The 18572-nt window shown below is 49.6% G+C and carries 15 protein-coding genes; 7 read left to right on the top strand and 8 right to left on the bottom strand.

Annotation, left to right across the window (positions count from 1 at the left end; genetic code table 11):
* Positions 1–6: 6 nt before the first annotated feature.
* Positions 7–1131, top strand: coding sequence for a DNA-processing protein DprA (dprA, locus tag T500_RS0100515; protein ID WP_028906486.1), 1125 nt, complete (start codon positions 7–9; stop codon positions 1129–1131).
* On the opposite strand, the gene T500_RS0100520 is transcribed toward dprA, so the two are convergent.
* A complete protein-coding gene (locus T500_RS0100520; RefSeq protein WP_028906487.1) occupies positions 1097–1891 on the bottom strand; it encodes a Rossmann-like and DUF2520 domain-containing protein in 795 nt (264 codons plus the stop codon). The genes dprA and T500_RS0100520 overlap by 35 nt on opposite strands.
* Before the next feature lie 111 nt (positions 1892–2002).
* Between T500_RS0100520 and T500_RS0100525 the strand changes: the two genes are divergently transcribed.
* The 6 genes from T500_RS0100525 (at position 2003) to T500_RS0100550 (ending at position 12505) form a co-directional block, all read left to right on the top strand.
* The gene (locus tag T500_RS0100525) at positions 2003–4870 is read left to right on the top strand and encodes a M16 family metallopeptidase (protein WP_036908084.1); all 2868 of its coding nucleotides are present in this window, start codon (positions 2003–2005) and stop codon (positions 4868–4870) included.
* Between the two features lie 5 nt (positions 4871–4875).
* Positions 4876–5493 carry a CatA-like O-acetyltransferase, family 2 gene (locus tag T500_RS0100530; protein ID WP_028906489.1) on the top strand — a complete coding sequence of 206 codons (618 nt, stop codon included), beginning with the start codon at positions 4876–4878 and terminating at the stop codon, positions 5491–5493.
* A gap of 634 nt (positions 5494–6127) precedes the next feature.
* Positions 6128–7087, top strand: coding sequence for a hypothetical protein (locus T500_RS0100535; protein ID WP_028906490.1), 960 nt, complete (start codon positions 6128–6130; stop codon positions 7085–7087).
* Complete coding sequence (locus tag T500_RS0100540) at positions 7071–8093, top strand: hypothetical protein (protein WP_155267374.1); 1023 nt, start codon at positions 7071–7073, stop codon at positions 8091–8093. Before T500_RS0100535 ends, T500_RS0100540 begins: the two co-directional genes overlap by 17 nt.
* Positions 8094–8310: 217 nt before the next feature.
* Positions 8311–10638, top strand: coding sequence for a DUF3987 domain-containing protein (locus T500_RS17225; protein ID WP_051611796.1), 2328 nt, complete (start codon positions 8311–8313; stop codon positions 10636–10638).
* Between the two features lie 232 nt (positions 10639–10870).
* Entirely contained in the window at positions 10871–12505 is a 1635-nt protein-coding gene (locus T500_RS0100550; protein ID WP_036908085.1) for a TlpA family protein disulfide reductase, read from the top strand.
* A gap of 76 nt (positions 12506–12581) precedes the next feature.
* Here the strand turns inward: T500_RS0100550 and T500_RS16180 are convergent, their stop codons facing one another.
* The 7 genes from T500_RS16180 to panB form a co-directional block, all read right to left on the bottom strand.
* A complete protein-coding gene (locus T500_RS16180) occupies positions 12582–13943 on the bottom strand; it encodes a M56 family metallopeptidase (protein ID WP_051611797.1) in 1362 nt (453 codons plus the stop codon).
* Positions 13943–14317 carry a BlaI/MecI/CopY family transcriptional regulator gene (locus T500_RS0100560; protein ID WP_028906493.1) on the bottom strand — a complete coding sequence of 125 codons (375 nt, stop codon included), beginning with the start codon at positions 14315–14317 and terminating at the stop codon, positions 13943–13945. Before T500_RS0100560 ends, T500_RS16180 begins: the two co-directional genes overlap by 1 nt.
* Before the next feature lie 99 nt (positions 14318–14416).
* Complete coding sequence (locus T500_RS0100565; RefSeq protein ID WP_028906494.1) at positions 14417–15175, bottom strand: type III pantothenate kinase; 759 nt, start codon at positions 15173–15175, stop codon at positions 14417–14419.
* Positions 15176–15178: 3 nt separating this feature from the next.
* Positions 15179–16369 carry a bifunctional phosphopantothenoylcysteine decarboxylase/phosphopantothenate--cysteine ligase CoaBC gene (gene coaBC, locus T500_RS0100570; protein WP_028906495.1) on the bottom strand — a complete coding sequence of 397 codons (1191 nt, stop codon included), beginning with the start codon at positions 16367–16369 and terminating at the stop codon, positions 15179–15181.
* A gap of 12 nt (positions 16370–16381) precedes the next feature.
* Positions 16382–16771 (bottom strand): aspartate 1-decarboxylase, encoded by a 390-nt coding sequence (gene panD / locus T500_RS0100575; protein ID WP_028906496.1) that lies wholly within the window; start codon positions 16769–16771, stop codon positions 16382–16384.
* Between the two features lie 7 nt (positions 16772–16778).
* Complete coding sequence (gene panC / locus T500_RS0100580; RefSeq protein ID WP_028906497.1) at positions 16779–17624, bottom strand: pantoate--beta-alanine ligase; 846 nt, start codon at positions 17622–17624, stop codon at positions 16779–16781.
* 5 nt (positions 17625–17629) lie between these two features.
* Positions 17630–18481 carry a 3-methyl-2-oxobutanoate hydroxymethyltransferase gene (panB, locus tag T500_RS0100585; RefSeq protein ID WP_028906498.1) on the bottom strand — a complete coding sequence of 284 codons (852 nt, stop codon included), beginning with the start codon at positions 18479–18481 and terminating at the stop codon, positions 17630–17632.
* Positions 18482–18572: the final 91 nt, after the last annotated feature.

Here is an 18572-nt window from a genome sequence, read left to right on the forward strand (position 1 = left end):
AAAGCTATGAACCAGGAAATATTCTATGCAATGGCGCTCACACGCCTTACTAACTTTAACTTTCAGTTGGCGTTAGAGATGTATAAAATCGTTGGTAGCGCCCAGAAACTGTACGAACACCGTCACGAGGTGGGCGACCTGCTACCGAATTGCTCTCCACGCCTGATTGCTGCCCTGAAGGATTGGGGCGACGCGATGAAACGGGCCGAATTTGAGTTGAAGTATATGGAAGAGCACCAGATACGTGCCTTCTCGCTGCTCGACGACGACTACCCCCAGCGCCTGTTAGAGTGCCCCGATGCGCCACTGGTGCTGTACTACAAGGGTAATGCCGACCTGAACCAGCAGAAAATCATCAGTATCGTAGGCACGCGCCACATCACTACCTATGGTCAGGATGTTACGCGTAAGTTTATCAGCGAGCTGCATGAAATGTGTCCCAACGTGCTGATTGTGAGTGGTTTGGCTTATGGCGTAGATATCTGTGCCCATCGCAATGCCCTCGAGAGTGGCTACCAGACTTTGGGTGTTCTGGCTCACGGATTAGACCAGATTTACCCCTATCACCATCGCGATACAGCTGCCGAGATGACCACTCATGGCGGACTGCTGACTGAGTTTATGACGCAGACCAATGCCGATAAGGTGAACTTTGTGCGTCGAAACCGCATTGTGGCAGGCTGTGCCGATGCGGCCATTGTGATTGAAAGCGCCGCTAAAGGTGGCAGTCTGATAACAGCCGAGATAGCACAGAGTTACAATCGCCCAGTATATGCGTTTCCAGGTAATGTGGGCCGGCCTTTCTCCGAGGGTTGCAACCATCTTATTCGCGATAATGCAGCTGGATTGATTACTGGTGCTGCCGACTTTGTTGAGGCTATGGGTTGGCAGGATGATGTGGTGCGCCAGCAGGCCTTGGCCAGTGGTATCGAGCGCCAGCTGTTCCCTGAACTATCGGCCGAAGAACAGAAAATCGTCAGCTTGCTGCAGCAAACCAACGATCTCCAGATAAATGTATTGAGTGTGCATGCCAACCTTTCTATCAGTCAGGTTACATCGCTGCTTTTCCAGCTCGAAATGAAAGGTGTGGTAAAAGCTATGGCTGGCGGCATGTATCATCTGCTTTTGTAGCATCCTCGTGAATGCTCTCGGCCATCAGCTTGTAAATCTGTCGGGTGCGTTCGTCGTTCAGCAGCTCCATCTGCATCTGCATTACGCCCGTATCCCAACGCATCATCGGACCCGTCTGTGCCTGTTTGGGGCTCAGCTGGGCTACTTTTCGTGCGGTTTCATCGATAAGTGGCAGGAATAGCTTAAAGTCCATCTGCTCCTCTTCAAGCACCTTTTCGGCCAGTCGGTAGCAGTGGTTGGTAAAGTTGCAGGCCAGCACGGCAGCCAAGTGCAGTTTTTTGCGTTGTGCCGATGTGGCTGGCACCACATTCTGCGATACGCTCTCGGCCAGTGTGCGGATGGTGGTCAGCGTGGCATTGTCCGAAGCCTCGATAAAACAAGGTATCGGCTTAAAATCCACGGGTTTGTTCTTCGAGAATGTCTGCATCGGGTACAGCACGCCGTAGTGCTGTGCATGTGGCTGCAGCACCTGCATCGCAATGCTGCCCGCTGTGTGTACGATGATGGCCTGCTGCGCCTTGCGGCCCACCTTTTCGGCCAGTGTGGCGATGGCATCATCCTTTACCGAGATGATGTAGATATCGGCATTTTCGCTGATTTCATCGATATTGGTGGTGTAAGCGCACCCCAGCTTGGCTGCCAGCTCGCTGGCATGCTCTGCCGTACGGCTATAAACCTGCACGATTTCCTGACCCGCCTGGCTGAGCGCCTGACTTAAATGTGTGGCCAAATTTCCTGATCCTACGATTACTATCTTCATAATGGCTGCAAAGGTACAAAAAAAATATTAACTTTTGTAGTAAAAATTCTTTTTACTCGCTAAAAAAGACTATTTTTGCACACAAAAATTTAATTTCAACTATAAGAACGTATGAAAAGAACTGCATTATCCATTTTCGCATGCGTGGTTGCACTTACAGCAACGGCACAACTCAATGTAAAGGAGTTTAAACTTAGCAATGGCATGACCGTTTGGGTTAACGAAGACCACTCGCAGCCCAAGGTGTTTGGTGCCGTTGTGGTGAGGGCGGGCGCAAAGGATTGCCCCAATACCGGTATTGCCCATTACTTTGAGCACATTATGTTTAAGGGTACCGACCGCTTGGGCACCATCGATTACGCAGCCGAAAAGCCCCTGCTTGATAGTATTTCTGCCCAGTACGACCTGCTGTCGCAGACTAAGGATGAGGCTGAGCGAAAGCTGATTCAGCAGCACATTAACCAGCTGAGCCTGAAAGCTGCCGATTATGTGATACCTAACGAGTTTAACCGTCTGATATCAAAGTATGGCGGTAGCGGTTTGAATGCGGGCACTGGTTACGATATGACCTACTATTACAACGAGTTTTTGCCCCATTTCATCGAGCAGTGGTGCTGGCTCAACTCTGAGCGACTGATAAACCCCGTGTATCGTGGATTCCAGGGCGAATTGGAGAATGTGTACGAGGAAAAGAACCGTTCGGCCGATGGTATGGGCAATGCAATGGAGAAAGTGATGGGTGCTGTGTTCAAGACTCAGCCTTATGGCTATCCCATCATTGGTTCTACCGAGAATCTGAAAAACCCGCGCCTGTCGGATATGGCCGAATTCTACAAGAAATACTATGTAGCCTCGAATATGGGTCTGATTCTCTGTGGCGACATTACCTCCAGCGACGACTTGACTGCCCTGCTTGAAAAGACGTTCGGGCGTGTGCAGACGGGTCCTGTGCCACAGCGTGGATATAGTCCGATGCCGGAGATTTCGGCTGGTGAGCGACAGGAGGTTATACTCCCCATACCGCTTATTGGTGCTGAGGCATTGGTATTCAAGGGGGCTACCGATTACGAGCCTGACGCTAATGCTCTGGATCTGGCCAACAGTCTGCTTTCTAACGGCAAAGCTGGATTGCTCGACTCGCTGATGAACGAGCATAAGGTGATGGCATCGCTCGCCCTGAACGTAGGTTTCGACGATGCCGCAGGTACAGCCGTGCTCATCATTCCCAAGCTGTTTGGAAAGATGAAAACTGCCGAAGGACGCGTGATGGAGCAGATTCAGCAGGTGATGGCTGGTAACTTTAGCGATGCTCAGTTGGAAGCCCTGAAACAAGAGGAGGTAATGGATGCAGAGAAGCATCTGGAAACCATCAGCAGCCGTTCTGAGTTGCTGGTCGACCTGTTCTCGAAAGGCAAGACCTGGCAGGATGCACTCGATAAAATCGAAAGAATTAAGCATCTTACCAAGGCCGATGTGGTAGCCGCCGCCAAGAAGTACTATGGCGCCAACTACGTAACGCTGGTAAAGAAATTCGGCACACCTAAGAAGGAAACACTGAAACAGCCTGGCTACAAGCCCATTCAGCCTAAGAATGTAGACGCCAAGTCGGACTTTGCCCGCCAGCTGGAGCAGATATCTGTGAAACAGACCGAAATACGTACCGTTGACCTGCAGACGGCTGCAGATACCAGACAGCTGAGCAATCACGCCACTTTATATTATAAGCTGAATCCCATCAACGATATCTTTACCTTTACGCTGCGCTTTAAGGAGGGCAAGCTGCATACACCAGCACTCGACGTCCTGAGCTCGTATCTCTCGTCGTTAGGTACCGACTCGCTCAAGAAACAGCAGTTGGAGAAGGCTTGGCAGCAGATAAACACCACGCTGGAAATAGGCGCTGGTGGCCGCACATTCGGGTTCACCCTTACAGGTCCCGATAAGCAGTTCGAACCTGCCCTCCGTCTGTTGGCACATTTCTTGCGCTCGGCCAAGGGCGACGATGAGGCGCTGAGCGACGCTAAGGACGAGGATAAGGTTGACCGCAAGAGCTTTGGTAAACAGAAGGACGATGTGCTCGCCCCCATGCGCGAATATGTGATGTACGGCAGCAAGTCGACCTATCTTAACCAGCTGAGTAAGAGCGAGATAAAGGCGCTTAAGAACGAAGACCTGCTCAGCCTGTTCCGCGAGTTGCAGCAGTACGATTGCGAGCTGCTGTATTGCGGCACCAAGACTATCTCCGAGGTGGCTGCAGCTGCACAGCAGGCATTGCCACTCAGCCAGTGTACCCGCAAGGAGGCCGATACCTTCCGCCCATTGCAGCAGTACACCGAGCCTACGGTTTACTTCTACAACGTGCCCAAGTCGCGCCAGAACTACGTGATAAGTTACGATGCCATCGGCGCACTGCCCACAGCTGAGGATCGTGCCAAGCTATCGCTCTTCGACGAATATTTCGGCGGCAGCATGTCGTCGGTACTCTTCCAGAATGTACGCGAGTTCCGTTCGCTGGCCTACAGCACTGGCGGCCGTGCTCTTACCACCAGTCTTGCCCAGTATCCCGAGGCCGTTCAGGGCTATATTACAGCCACTGGCACTCAGGCCGACAAGACGATGGAAGCCCTTGCTACAGTAGATTCTCTGCTGCGCCAGATGCCGATGAAGGAGAACAATCTGGATGCCGCCCGCCAGAGCGTGCTCAACGACATACAGAACAGCTATCCCACCTTCCGCAATATGCCTGCCTTCGTGGCCAATCAGCGCACGCTGGGCAACACTACAGACCCCAATGCCGCCCAAGCCCGACTGCTGCCTGGCATCGCAGCTCAGGACATCATCCAGTTCCACCAGCAGCGCATCGCAGGCAACAACAACCGCGTGTGGATCATCATCGGCGATAAGAAACTTACCGACCTGAAAGCCCTCGAACGCTACGGCAAGGTGGTTGAGCTTAAGAAAGAAGATGTATATAGATAAAATAGATGAAACAAGAAGTTAATCCTAACGAAACCAGCAGGGCACAGGCTTTTGGACTTTGGATGAAGTCGCCTGTGCCCATGGTTACGTTTACCAAAACGTTCGATGTAACGCGTTTATACAAGGTTTGCAAGCGCAGGGGCGTAAAGTTTAACACGCTGCTGTGCTGGTGTATGGGCCGTGCTGCCAGCAGCAGGCCCGAGTTTTACCTGTTGCCCGAGAACGGCAAGCTGTACAAGTACGACCGTCTGGCCATCAACGTGATAGTGAATCACAAGAAGGGCGATATCTGTTCGTGCGATGTGCCTTATAGTGATGATTTTAATCAGTTTGCAGCCGATTATCAAAGGATGACGCAAACGGCCATCGACACCTGCGAGAGCACCTTTGATGAGGAGGCGATGATTATCGGCACCTCGGCTATGACGGCCACCCAACTCGATAGCATTGTCAACCAGTACTCGGGTGTTTTCAATAACCCCTTCCTGGCTTGGGGTCGCTATCGCAAAAGTTGGTTCAAAGTGTCGCTTCCCATCTCCATGCAGTTCCATCATGCCCAGATGGATGGTGGTCATGCCGCCCAATATTTAGAGAATTTGCAGCAAATCATCAACCATCTGTAGCCGTAGTTCCCCCGCATGGAACTAACGGTTCCCCAGGTAGAAACGATGAGTTTCCCTATTTTTCGCCATCGGGTGACGGGTGATAGTGGCGAACCTCGCGGAACGAGTCCATCTGTACTACACGACCATTGCGGAAATCGAGCACCACTACATCACTCCCAACACGCCCACCAGGGCCATTTTTCTTATCGTTTTCATCATCATTCTAAGCATTAATTAAACAATCATACTGCAAAGGTAAAACGATTATATTTGAAATATGCGTACAAATCCCTACTATGCGGTAGGGAAATCCCTAAAGCCCGCAATTTTTCCCAGGTTAGGGAATTTTTGCGCCCTAACTAGGGAAATATTTATTCCCAGTAAGGGAACAAAAACGGCCACGGGAGCATGAATGGAAAAATACTTACATCAGCGGTGGCTAAAGCAGGGTGCACCCACATCTGTGACAGATGTGACAGTTCAAAAACAGGGGTGCACACTTTAAAATAACTTCTATGTATATATTAATATATACATAGGCATAAATGCCACCTAAATTTTTTATTGTCACAACTGTCACAACTTTGCTTTAAGTGTAGGTGGAATGGAAAAAACTTAGTATATTTGCAGCAATTATTTAATAAACGAAAGAATGAGCAATATTACTATGACGCCCGAGGCGTTTCTACAATACCTGAAGCGTAATGTGCTGGGCGATGTTGATTTCGACAGCATAGCCGGTATGAACGATGCCGACAAGCAGCATCTGATACTTAGGCAGATTGACAAGATGATAGGCATGCAGCCAGGTGCCGATGCATTAGGTTGGTACTTTACAAAGTTTCTGGACGACGATGGCAGATGCCAGGCTGACAACCCGCTAACCGACGAGGCAAGCACCCCGCTAAGCGAGTGGCTTTACGACATGGCCGAACTGGGGCGCCTGCTGTATTGGCATCAGGCATTCCCCCTCGAATTATTGGCACCTGAATTGGAGTATGATCCTTTTGTTGACCAAAAACTGAACTTTACTATCGACAACGAGCAGTTGGTTTCGTGGCTAAAAGTGGTGCCTTATCGCCGTGTAGCTGCTATGGTGGCACGCATTATGATGAGCACAGAGTACGATCGTATTCAGGGTTGTAACGATGCCATGCAGGATTATTATGCCGAGCATTGCCCCATAGGCGATTTTGATGCGCAGGACGAGAAACAGGCCGACGAATTTGTGACTGCAGTAATCGATGCTCTCACAGAGATGGAACAGCACACAGAACGAGGATATGAACTGGGGCTCGACGACGAGCAGATAAGAGTGGTGGATATGCTGTGGAGCTGGGTGCCTCACGATTATCCTGAGGAATATGTAGCTGCAGCCAAGGATATCGTAAAAATGGTACAAAAGTTGCTGCCAGCTAAAACGGTTATCCGCAGCCGTAACGGCTTTAAGCTGTTTTACGATACGGTGCTGCCTAAGCTGAAGGAGATAGTTGATAAACATGATGTGCCTGTAGATACCACCGATTATTACAATCTTACGATGGGCTATATGCGCGAGTGGATGTATGCAAAATACTTAGGAGGGGTAGTGCTGGATGAATTCTTTGACTAACAGGTACCCTCAGGATCAGCCATCTTACGGCGCAACCTTAAACCGCGAACGCCTGCTTGGGGATGCCGATAGGCTTTTCTCAATCCGATGGCTGATAAACAGACTATTTAGCGAAATAAAGCAGTTGCTTATTAACGACTACAATTTGCAGAGCCACAAGTTCTTTTTCGCCATCCGCCAGCAGCCCGAATTGTGGTTTGCCTGGCACATGCTTAAGCACCATCAGGCATCGCTGGCAAAGGTAGAAGAGTACAAGCAGATGTTTCCCGAGAATGGTAACTTTATCGCGGCACTACGCGAAGAGCGCGAAAATGTTATCAAGCAGTTTATGAAGTTTGTGCCCTCTAAGCAGTGGGATACATTGCGCGATAACGACGACTCGTGGCGCATCTATGCCAAAAGGTTATACCAGGCCAACTCAAAAAATCCACAGATCGAACTCGAGTTCTTTGCGCTGGTGGATTATATCTGTGTAATGACCGATGCTCTTTGCGGCAACTGGAACCTGCTGTTTCCTAGCGACGAGGATAATACCGACATGCAGACCTATATCGACCAAGGCGCCACCAGCAACAATCAGGAGATGGCTGAGATAAAGACGGTACTGAAAACGCTGCTAAAAAGCGCATGGTTTGATAAGTTCTGTGACGACAGTAAGAAATACGATACCCACTGGCGCGATAACTATATCGACGCTCTGTTCAAATCAGATTACGGTCAGGAACTGGTAATTGGCTGGGACAAGAAACAGATACAGATAAAAGGTTATGTGCTTGGTTGCTTGTATGCATCAGGCGTATTTTGCAAGGGTGTAAAAATGCTGGCAATAGCCAAAGAGATACTATCGCCATTTTATCCCACTAAGAATACTGATGCACAGGTAAAGCAGGAATGGCAGAAAAAAAGTTCGTCGCTCTCCAACTATATGGGCCAGGCCGACCAACAGAAATTCTACGATTGGGCCATCAAGTTTATCGAGGCCGACGACAATCAAAAACTCGATTAACACTCGATTATAGTTCGATTAGCGTTCGATTGATGAAAAGCGTCAATCGAACGTTATTTTTTTGTATTAAAATCAGTAGATTTTTAAAAACGCAAACGTCTGATAATCAGTCGGTTATAAATTGTATACAAAATAAAACAAAAATATTTCGGAAATTGTTTGGTGGGCACTCATCGAATAGTACATTTGCACCGTCAAAACCAAATTTTATCTATTTATGTTAAATTACATTTCAGTTCGAAACGGCCACAAGGTGGCACGTCGAGTACAGGACCGCGAGGAATTTCTCGCATTGCGTAACACAGAGACTAACCTCTCTAATCTCTCACTTGCCCGCACGGGCGATGCAAAAGCTAAAAAGGCTTTGGTGCAGTTTGCTTACAACGATTTGATGCCCGATGGTCGAGTGGCTGGATGCTGCCATCCCAGCGACTGGTTCTTCCACGACATCGACTGCTACGACGACAATCAGGCCCAGGAGATGAAGGAAAAAATCTTTTCAGTAAAAACCGAAATCGGTCTGGGCTTGCTCGAACGTTCGGCTGGTGGCGGATTCCATCTGGTTTGCCGTCGTGAGTTGGGAAAAACCATCCTCGAGAATCAGGTGCGAATAGCTTGCATACTGAAGATTGAGATGGACACCAACTGTAAGAATCTGAGCAGGGTGGTATACTCAACCAGTGGCAGCGCCGACGATTTGCTTTATCTGGATGATGCCATCTTTGCCGACACCATCAGCGTAGAGGAGAGCGAGCGCGAGTACAAACTATTAAAGGAACGCGAGCGCAAGGGGCTGGAACAGGTGCCTGCCGAAGCCAAGCACGAACGCAAGCACTACAAGCCCTGGGAGGATGACGTGAAGCCCGATACACCCGTAAACGCCACACCCAGCACCACCACGCTAGCTGCCGGCCAGTTTCCTAACGAGTATCACGGCCATACGTTCCAGGAAATCATCGCTAAGTACTGGGAGATAACCAATCACGGCTACGAACCCACTATTGGCGACCGCGACACCAAGACCTATCAGCTGGCTCGCGACCTGCAGCACATCTGTGCCCGCAACTTTGATTGGCTCAACCAGGTGATACCCTGCTACAACGGCTTTACACTCGAAGAGAAACAGGCCAAAATACGCAGTGCCCTGCAGAGCCCCTACGAGGGCATGCCCCGTACCATACAGGAGGTGCTGAATGCACTTGAGGGTGATACTGATAGCGCTATCTGCGAACCCAAGGCGGCACCCACCGATTTCTTCTTCAACGCACCCCAGCCTCCCGCATTCCCTGCCGATCGCAAGTTGCCCAAGCTTATCCGTCTCATCACCTCGCGTGCACCTTACATCTATAAGCCCGCTGTGGCCGAAGCAGCATTCCCCTCGCTGGGCATCCATCTGCACGACACCTGGTTTAATTACACCGACAATGTAAAGCACGAGGCAACACTCATGAACTGTCTGGTGGGCGAATCAGGTTCAGGTAAAGGCTGCATCGACGCACCCATCGACCACATTATGGCTGATATCCGAGAACGCGATGCCATCAATCTGAAGCGTGAAGACGAATACAAGAAAGCAGCCGAAGCAAGGGGAGCCAATAAGGATCAGCCCCTTCGCCCTGAAGGATTGGTTATCCAGGAGATTACAGGCGATGTGACAAACGCGGCACTCGTAACCCGAATAGACGAGGCGCAGGGCCGATTTGTATATGTGAAGCTGAACGAGATCCAGATGTTCGATGCCTTGAAAGGCAACGGCAAAGCAGGCCTGCAGTACACGCTGATGTGCCTGTCGTTCGACCCCAATAACCGCTATGGTCAGACTCGTCGAGGCGTAGGCTCAGTATCTAAGATTGTGTGTGTACGCTTTAACTGGAACGCATCTACCACACCTAAAAAGGTAAAAAGCTACTTTAAGTCGGTAGTAGAAGACGGACCCGTACAGCGCATTAACTTCAGCACCATACCTGTGTGCGAGATTGGAGCCGAACAGCCCGTATTTGGTGAGTACGATGCCCAGTTCGATGCCGACCTGAAACCCTATCTGGCTAACCTGTTGGCTGCCAGCGGCACCATCAATTGCCCCGAAGCATTCAAACTGGCCAAGAAACTGCAGAAAGAGTGTCAGGATATGGCCGTACTATCACAGAGCCGTGTGTTCGATAGTCTTACCCACCGTGCTTTGGTGATTGCTTGGCTTAAGGCTTGTGTACTCTATGTGGCCAATGGCTATGAATGGGAAAAGGGCATCGAAACCTACGTGCGCTGGGCGTTGCAGAACGATCTGTGGTGTAAGATGCACTATTTTGGTGCGATGCTGGAGAATGGTCAGGAAGCATACGCCGAACCCAAGCACGGCCCTCGAAACCAGCTGATGATGCTGCCCGATGTGTACACACTCGACGACCTGAAGACCGTACGCTTGAAGTGTGGCATGGACGAAAAAGGAGCCGATGCCCAGAACCGACAGTGGCTTTCGCGTAAGTTTGTGACAGTTGTGACAGATAAAAAAGGAGTATTCAAGAAGCTGAAATACCTCTCAGCCTAGCCGCAACCGTTGAATTTAAACCTTTGGTCCCAAAGTAGGAAACTGTCAGTGCCTTTCGTAGAAACTGGCAGTTTCTCTATTTTATATATTTATGGAAATCATTCCTGTGATATTCACACTTAATAAAAAGCAAAATCTTTGCTGATAATTTGGAACGTTGTAATTTTATGATTACTTTTGCAGGCGAATAAAACTATAAACGCGTGAAGTATTATCAACTATAGAATAAATAATGATTAAAAGAACTATTTTTACCATCGTGCTGGCAACTGCGGCTATGGTGGTACAGGCACAGGAGTGGTTTAAAACGGATAGCGTCACTATTCAGGGACGTATCGAAGGGTATGATGCAGAGCAGTTTGGTTTTACGTCGATGTCGGACACATTCGACGATGTGTTTGAGAAGGAAGGCACGGTTCTAGTGTTGGATATCAACGACGACGGCACGTTCTGCAAGAAGTTTAAGGTAAGTTATCCTGTAAGACTTTCGTTCTCGGCCGACGAATCGAAAGTGGGATTCAAAGGTATGAGAATTTTTGCCCGACCAGGCGAGACGATAGATGTGACCGTAGCCAAGGATGCCAACGGCAAGTATCAATGCCGATATAATGGCGGCAGCAGTAGCGAGGTGCAACGATGGTTGCGCTCTGGTTGGAAGTTTTCTGAATTATCGCGTGCCATGTGGCGATTCAAGGGCAAGCTGGATGAGGCTAACCTTGCGGCTGAAATGCTGTGGCAGATAGTGAACGACAGCCTGCAGCAAGTGGCTAAACGTGAAGGCTACACACCGCTGGAGATGCAGTTGGCTCAGGCCGATATACAGGCGAGATTTGGCGAGGGATACTTGACTTACGTGGCGAACCACGAATCAGACCTGATAAAGTGGGAGCAGCGCGATGGGAAATATCACAAGGTGATAACCGATAGTGCCGAATGGCAGAAAAAGAGGGATTACGATACCTACAAGCCGTTGAAGCACGTAGACTTTACTAATCCGCTGCTATTTGCCAGCGATGACATATCTAGTCTGCTCAATCGCATGCAGTATGCCGAGGTGGTTTGGGAGGATAAAAACAAAGGGGTAACTAATGAAATGGGCAACATAGAGATAAACTACGACATATATGTTAAGGAACTATCTAACTACAGAACCGCCCTTAACAAACTTACTGGCGGCAAGGATAACCTGATGACCCAGTTGTGCGTGTATAAGACCTTTGCTATCCGTTTTGACCACTGGCGCAGCTATGATGACGATATACCAAAGATAAAGGTCGACACCCGATTGACCAAGGCCGAAAGGGAAAAGGTGTTAAAAACCTGGCCCACTCTAGATATGATGACAAAGCTATACATCAGCGCACTTCCGCACTCATACTTACGCCAAAAGGCCGAGCAGTTTATGGCCATTAAACTGGCGCAGAAAGACTTGGCCGCACCGCTGCCCGATAAGCCTATGGCCGACCTGATACGTAAGCTATCGGCCAAATATCCCGGTCGAATCCTGGTGATAGATTTCTGGGGTATGACTTGCGGTCCTTGTCGTTTAGCTATACAGACAAGCAAGGATCTGCGCGCAGAGATTGCCAAGCGCAACGATGTAAAGCTGATATTTATAGCTGGCGAGCGCACCACAGAGGGTAGCGAAGCTTACAAGAAATACGTGGCCGAGTGGCTGGCAGACGAGGAGACGGTGTGCGTAACCAATCAAGACTTCGCCAAACTGCGCGAATTGTTCCAATTCAACGGCATACCACACTTCGAGACCTTCACGCCCGACTGTCGTCGAGTGCGCGATGACCTGCAGATACACGGCTATAATGCTTTTGACTACGAACTGCAAATGCTCATAGACAAACTGAAATAATATAAGCCCCTCGCTGCTGATGGAGAGAGAGAGTAACCTTCAGCGGGCGAGGGGGTAAGCATGGTAATGATTGGGGTTATTTTTTTGACGCGTTATTCTTTATACCCGATGGAATGGATACGGGCGTGGTAATCAGATTTACCACGTTGACATTGCCTTTGCGGTGGTTTTCGATTTTCTTGAGCACAGAATAGTGCAATTTGGGTGCGCTATTCTCATCGAAAGGTACACCATCGAGCTGTATCTTGGTGGTCTTGCCTGCGAATGAGAATCTGTCCCAGCTTACTTCTATCCAAGAATCTTCGTCGTCTTCTACCCAGCAACCCTTTGGTACACGGATCTGATAGAAAAAAGAGTTGTTCTTATCGATGGCGATGCCATTGTCGTGTATAACCGCGCTGATACTGATAGAGCCAGGTGCACCTGGAGTTATTGTCTTGGCTTGCTCTTTCTGCTCATCGGTAAATACCCATACGAGTGAGTTTTTTAAGTTTATAGTGTCAGGTGCGACAGCGGTTGGCGTTACATGATTGGTAGGTTTGGGCTTAAACTCAGTCACCGTCTTTGCCGTTGCTACCAACGATACTGCTACTATGGGGGCGATATAAAGGGCTTTGAGCCATGCTCGCCTGTTTGACTTATGTTTTAACATCATGAAAATTCGTTTTTTAATGGTGCTGTTGTTGATGCCATTGGCTAGGATACTGGCCTTTGTACCCATCGCCTTCCGCATCAGTAGTTGAATGTATTGACTCACGTCTGAGTCTGACGAGAGGACGGATGCATCGGCTTCGTACTCATGGACGGTTCGCAGGTCGCGACGCAGGAGCCATACCACAGGATTGAACCATTGCAGGGCCGTAAGCATTTCGACGAAGACGATATCCCAGCTGTGATGCAGGCGGATATGTCCACGCTCGTGGGCAAGTATCGAAGGGTTGCGCTCATCGTAGTCAATCCGGCTTAACACGATGGTACGCATCCACGAGAACGGTGCAACAGGCAGGTCGACAACTGCCAGCGTTACATCATCCTCCAACGTATGTTGCTCACTATCACTAATAATTCGGCGCAAAAGCCGATAACTGTTGGCTATAAAGAATAATCTACAAAGTACACCAATCATAAAGATGGCAAAGATAACGGCTGACTGATCAACAGGAGCCATCTGTACGCTATCTGCGGCCGTTACAGCCGGCATATCCGTGATGGGCGATTGTGGATTAGGATTAGCCGTTGCAGTGGTTTGTTCTACCTCTACCGTTTCATGGAAAGTGATGACACAAAGGGGCAGAACGAGCGAGAGGGCAATGGATGATAATAGCACGATACGGTTAAGTCTGTGAAACGTTTCACGCTCCATCAGCAGTCGATAGCAGAAGTAGAATACCGCTATCAGTACGGCTACCTTCAGGTCGTAGGTCAGAAATTCAGTCATTACTTGCGATTCTTTATGATTTCCATAATCTCACTTACTTCCTCATCGCTCAGATGCTCATCCTTGGCAAAGAACGAAACGAGCGAGGCGAACGAGCCACCAAAGAACGTGTTCTTCACCTCTTTCATATAGGCGCGTGTGTAATCCTCTTTGCTGATGGTGGTGCTGAAAAGCTGTGCTTTTCCTATCTTTTCCGAGCTCACAAAGCCTTTCTCCTTGAGTATCTTCAAGAATGTGAGCAGCGTGGTAAGAGCTGGCTTTGGTTCAGGGAATTTCTCCATAATCTCCGACGAATAACCCTTACTCTCTGGCAACGACCAGAGTATGTTCATCACTTGCGTTTCAGCCTTAGTCAATTGTTTCTTTTCTTTCATATTCTAAGTTTTTAGAATTACCGTTGGCAAATGTACTCTAAGTTTTTAGAACAAACAAGTATTTTACTCTAAAACTTTAGAATATTAACAAGATTTAAGTTATTTAGCCTGAAAGAGGCCTTTGAAGAGTAGGTGTGGGTCGATGGTGATGGGCGTCTGGCAGTTGGGGGCGATGGTGCGGGCCATGCCGCCTGTAGCGATGATTTTGGGGGCTTGCGACATGGATGAGGCAAGCTGGTGGATAAGGCCGTCGATCATGGCAGCTGTGCCGTTTACAATGCCGCTCTGCATGCATTCGAGGGTGTTGCGACCAATCAGATGCTGAGGTTTCTCGATGTTGATGGCGGGCAGCTGCGAGGCGCGGGTGCTGAGGGCGTTGAGCGAGGTTTTTACGCCAGGAATGATGATTCCACCGCGAAACACTCGGTTTTCGTCGATAACGCCGATGGTGGTAGCTGTGCCGAAATCGATGACGATGGCGGGCACACCATAGCAGCAGGCAGCGCCGATGGCATCGGCCAGACGGTCCTTGCCCAGTTGGGCGGGCGATTCAACATCTATCGAGATAATGCCCTGTGCATCGGCAATCGAGAAGAAATGGGGCTGCAGACCCGTGAGGTCGGTAATGGCCTGGGCCATATCGTCGTTAACCTCGGGAACTACCGATGAAATGGTGATTTTTTGGATATCAGCTACCTCTACACCGTACTTGCGCAAGCCTTGGCGCAGTTCGTAACGGAAAAAGCTGGCTGTTTCTTCTTTCTTGGTCTTGAAACGCCATGTGTCGGCGATGTTACCTTGGCCATCAGCCAAAGCAACTACAACGGTAGAATTGCCGATATCTATGAGTATATGCATACGCTACGCAAGGGTTTGGATATGGTCGATAATCAGGTCGGCTGTTTCTTCCTTCGAGCAGAGTGGCAGCTCTTTTACCTCCTTGGCGCTAATGAGCGTTACCTTGTTGGTATCGACTGCAAAGCCTGTGTTGCCGCCAGCAATCGAGTTGGCGCAAATCAGCTGGGCATGCTTCTTCAGGAGTTTGGCGCGCGAGTTTTCAATCAGATTCTCCGTTTCCATCGAGAATCCCACCAAAGTCTGGTTGGCGGGCTTATGTTCGCCCAGCCAACCAAGAATATCTTGTGTTCGTTTGAGTTCAATCTGTAGGTCGCCGTCGTGCTTTTTCACCTTCTGGTCGGCATAAACGGCGGGTGTGTAGTCGGCCACAGCGCTGCACATAATCACCACATCGGCCTCAGCACTACGACTGGTAACAGCCTCGAACATATCGGCAGCACTCTTAACAGGCACCACATCTACGCCACAGAAAGGTTTGATGTTTACGGGGCCTGACACCAAAGTTACCTGTGCGCCACGCAAACGGGCCATTTTAGCGATGGCGTAGCCCATTTTGCCCGATGAGTGGTTGGTGATATAGCGAACGGGGTCGATAGCCTCTTGTGTGGGTCCAGCGGTAATGAGATAGCGCTTGCCAGCAAGGTCCTTTTCCTTGGCCATAAACGCCAGGATATGCTCTACGATCACCTCTTCTGCCTGCATCTTGCCTGTGCCCGTATCGCCACAAGCCAGTCGGCCTATGATAGGATCGATGATATGATAACCATAGCCCTTCAGCTTGGTAAGATTGTCCTGCAAGATGGGGTTCTCCCACATGCCGGTATTCATGGCGGGCGCAATCAGCTTGGGTGCACGGGTGGCCAGCATGGTGGTGGTAAGCATATCGTCGCAGATGCCGTGAGCCAGTTTGCCGATGACATTTGCTGTACAGGGAGCCACAATAAACAGATCGCCGCGCTTGGCCAGCGATACGTGCTTGACATCGAACGAGAAATTGCGGTCGAAGGTATCGACAATGCACTTATTGTTGGTAAGCGTTTCGAACGTCATGGGCGTAATAAACTTGGTGGCGTTCTGCGTCATAATCACATGCACATCGGCATGCAGCTTAATGAGCATCGAAGCCAGATTGGCGCTCTTGTAGGCAGCAATACCGCCCGTAACGCCCAGCACAATCGTCTTTCCCGTCAGCATATCTTTATGTTTTTACTGTTCAACCAGCAGGCCGTGCTTCTCGTAGTTGGCCTTACGAACCAGCTTGTTGTGCTCATCTACAAACAGCACAGTTGGCTTGTGGTCGCGGGCCTCCTCAGGAGTCATCGTGGCATAGGCCATGATAATCACCTTGTCGCCTACGTTCACGCACTTGGCAGCGGCACCGTTCAGGCAGATGATGCCCGATCCGGCCTCGCCAGCAATGGCATAGGTGGCAAAGCGACTGCCGTTGTCGATATCGGCAATTTCTACCTTCTCGTACTCCAGAATACCACTCTCACGCAGCAAATCAGAGTCGATAGTGATACTGCCCACGTAATCCAGATCGGCCTGGGTAACCACAGCACGATGTATCTTTGCCTTCAGCAGTGTTATATCCATACCTATCTTAAATGTTTACGATGAAATTATCAATCAGTCGGGTCTTACCGATATAAACGGCGATAGCAACCAGAACCTCGCCCTCGATACGGGCTGTGCGCTGGATGTTCTCAAAGTCAACCACCTCAACATAGTCGATGCGAGCCATTGGCTCGGTCTCCAGATTCTTTCGGATGATGTCGATCACCTTCTGTGCATCGCGCTCGCCAGCCTCGATAGCCTGCTTACCCAGCTTCAGACTCTTTGAAAGAACGAGTGCAGCCTGACGCTCGTCGGCATTCAGGTAAGTGTTACGGCTCGATTTGGCCAGTCCGTCGTCCTCGCGAACGATGGGGCAGGGCACAATCTCTACGGGGAAGTTCAAGTCGCGCACAAAACGCTTAACGGTAGCCAGCTGCTGGGCATCCTTCTGTCCGAAGTAAGCACGATCGGGACAAACAATATTAAAGAGCTTACCTACTACGGTGCACACACCACGGAAGTGAACGGGGCGAACGGCACCACAAAGCAGCTCGGTAGTCTCGGTGGTATCGATAAACGATGTAAAGTGGCCAGGATACATCTCGGCGGGCTCGGGGTTGAAAATCAGGTTGCCACCAGCCTCTTCTACCTTCTCCATATCGCGGTTCAAGTCGCGTGGATAAGCCTCCAGATCCTCGTTAGGACCAAACTGGATGGGGTTAACGAAAACCGAAACCAACGTGCGATCGTTCTGACTGGCCGACTTGCGGATGAGGCTCTGATGACCCTCGTGCAGGAATCCCATGGTAGGAACAAGTCCTACGGTGAGCCCTTCTTTACGCCAACCGGCTACAATCTCTCTTACCTCCTTTACTGTCTTAACTACTTTCATCTCTCTTATCTTCTTACTTCTTCTAACTCCGTTTCAAAAAGCGCCTGCATCACCTCTTCGCTGATGGCATAGGTATGCCCTGCTGCTGGGAAGGTACGCTCTTCACACTCTTGTTTATATTGTTTAAAAGCCTCAAGCATCACACTGTGCAAGTCGGCATATTTCTTCACGAACTTAGGTATGAAGCCATTGTTATAGCCCAGCATATCCTGATAAACCAACACCTGGCCGTCGCAGCCATTACCAGCTCCGATACCAATGGTCAATGCATTGGCCTGCGAGGTGACGAGCTTAGCCAATGCGGCAGGCACGCACTCAAGTGTGATGGCAAAAGCACCAGCCTCTTCTACTGCCTTAGCGTCGGCCAGCAGCTTCTTGGCCTGTTCGAGCGATTTGCCCTGAACCTTGTAACCACCCATGGCATTAACAGATTGTGGTGTGAGTCCGATATGTGCCACGACAGGGATGCCTGCCTGTACGATAGCCTTGATACGGTCGGCATACTCTACGCCGCCTTCGAGCTTAACTGCCTGGCAGTTAGTTTCTTTTACGATACGTCCGGCATTGCGTACAGCATCCTCAACCGATGCCTGGTACGACATAAATGGCATATCGATAACCACGAATGCCTGCTTGGCACCACGGCACACGGCGGCACCGTGATGAATCATGTCATCAACTGTTACTGCAAGTGTATTCTCATAACCCAGCATCACGTTGCCGAGCGAATCGCCAACCAATATCATGTCGATTCCAGCCTCATCAATTGTGCAGGCTGTATGATAATCATAAGCCGTCAGCATGCTGATCGGCTGCTTTCCCTTACGTTCTAGTAAGTCAAAAATAGATTTTCTCATTTCCTGAAATAGAATTCTATACTCCCTTTGAGGGTGCAAAAGTATGACATTATTTTAATATCAGCAAATTTTTTAGTTATTTTCTGTTGAA

The sequence above is a fragment of the Xylanibacter ruminicola Ga6B6 genome (genome assembly GCF_000687715.1).
Lineage (GTDB): Bacteria > Bacteroidota > Bacteroidia > Bacteroidales > Bacteroidaceae > Prevotella > Prevotella ruminicola_B.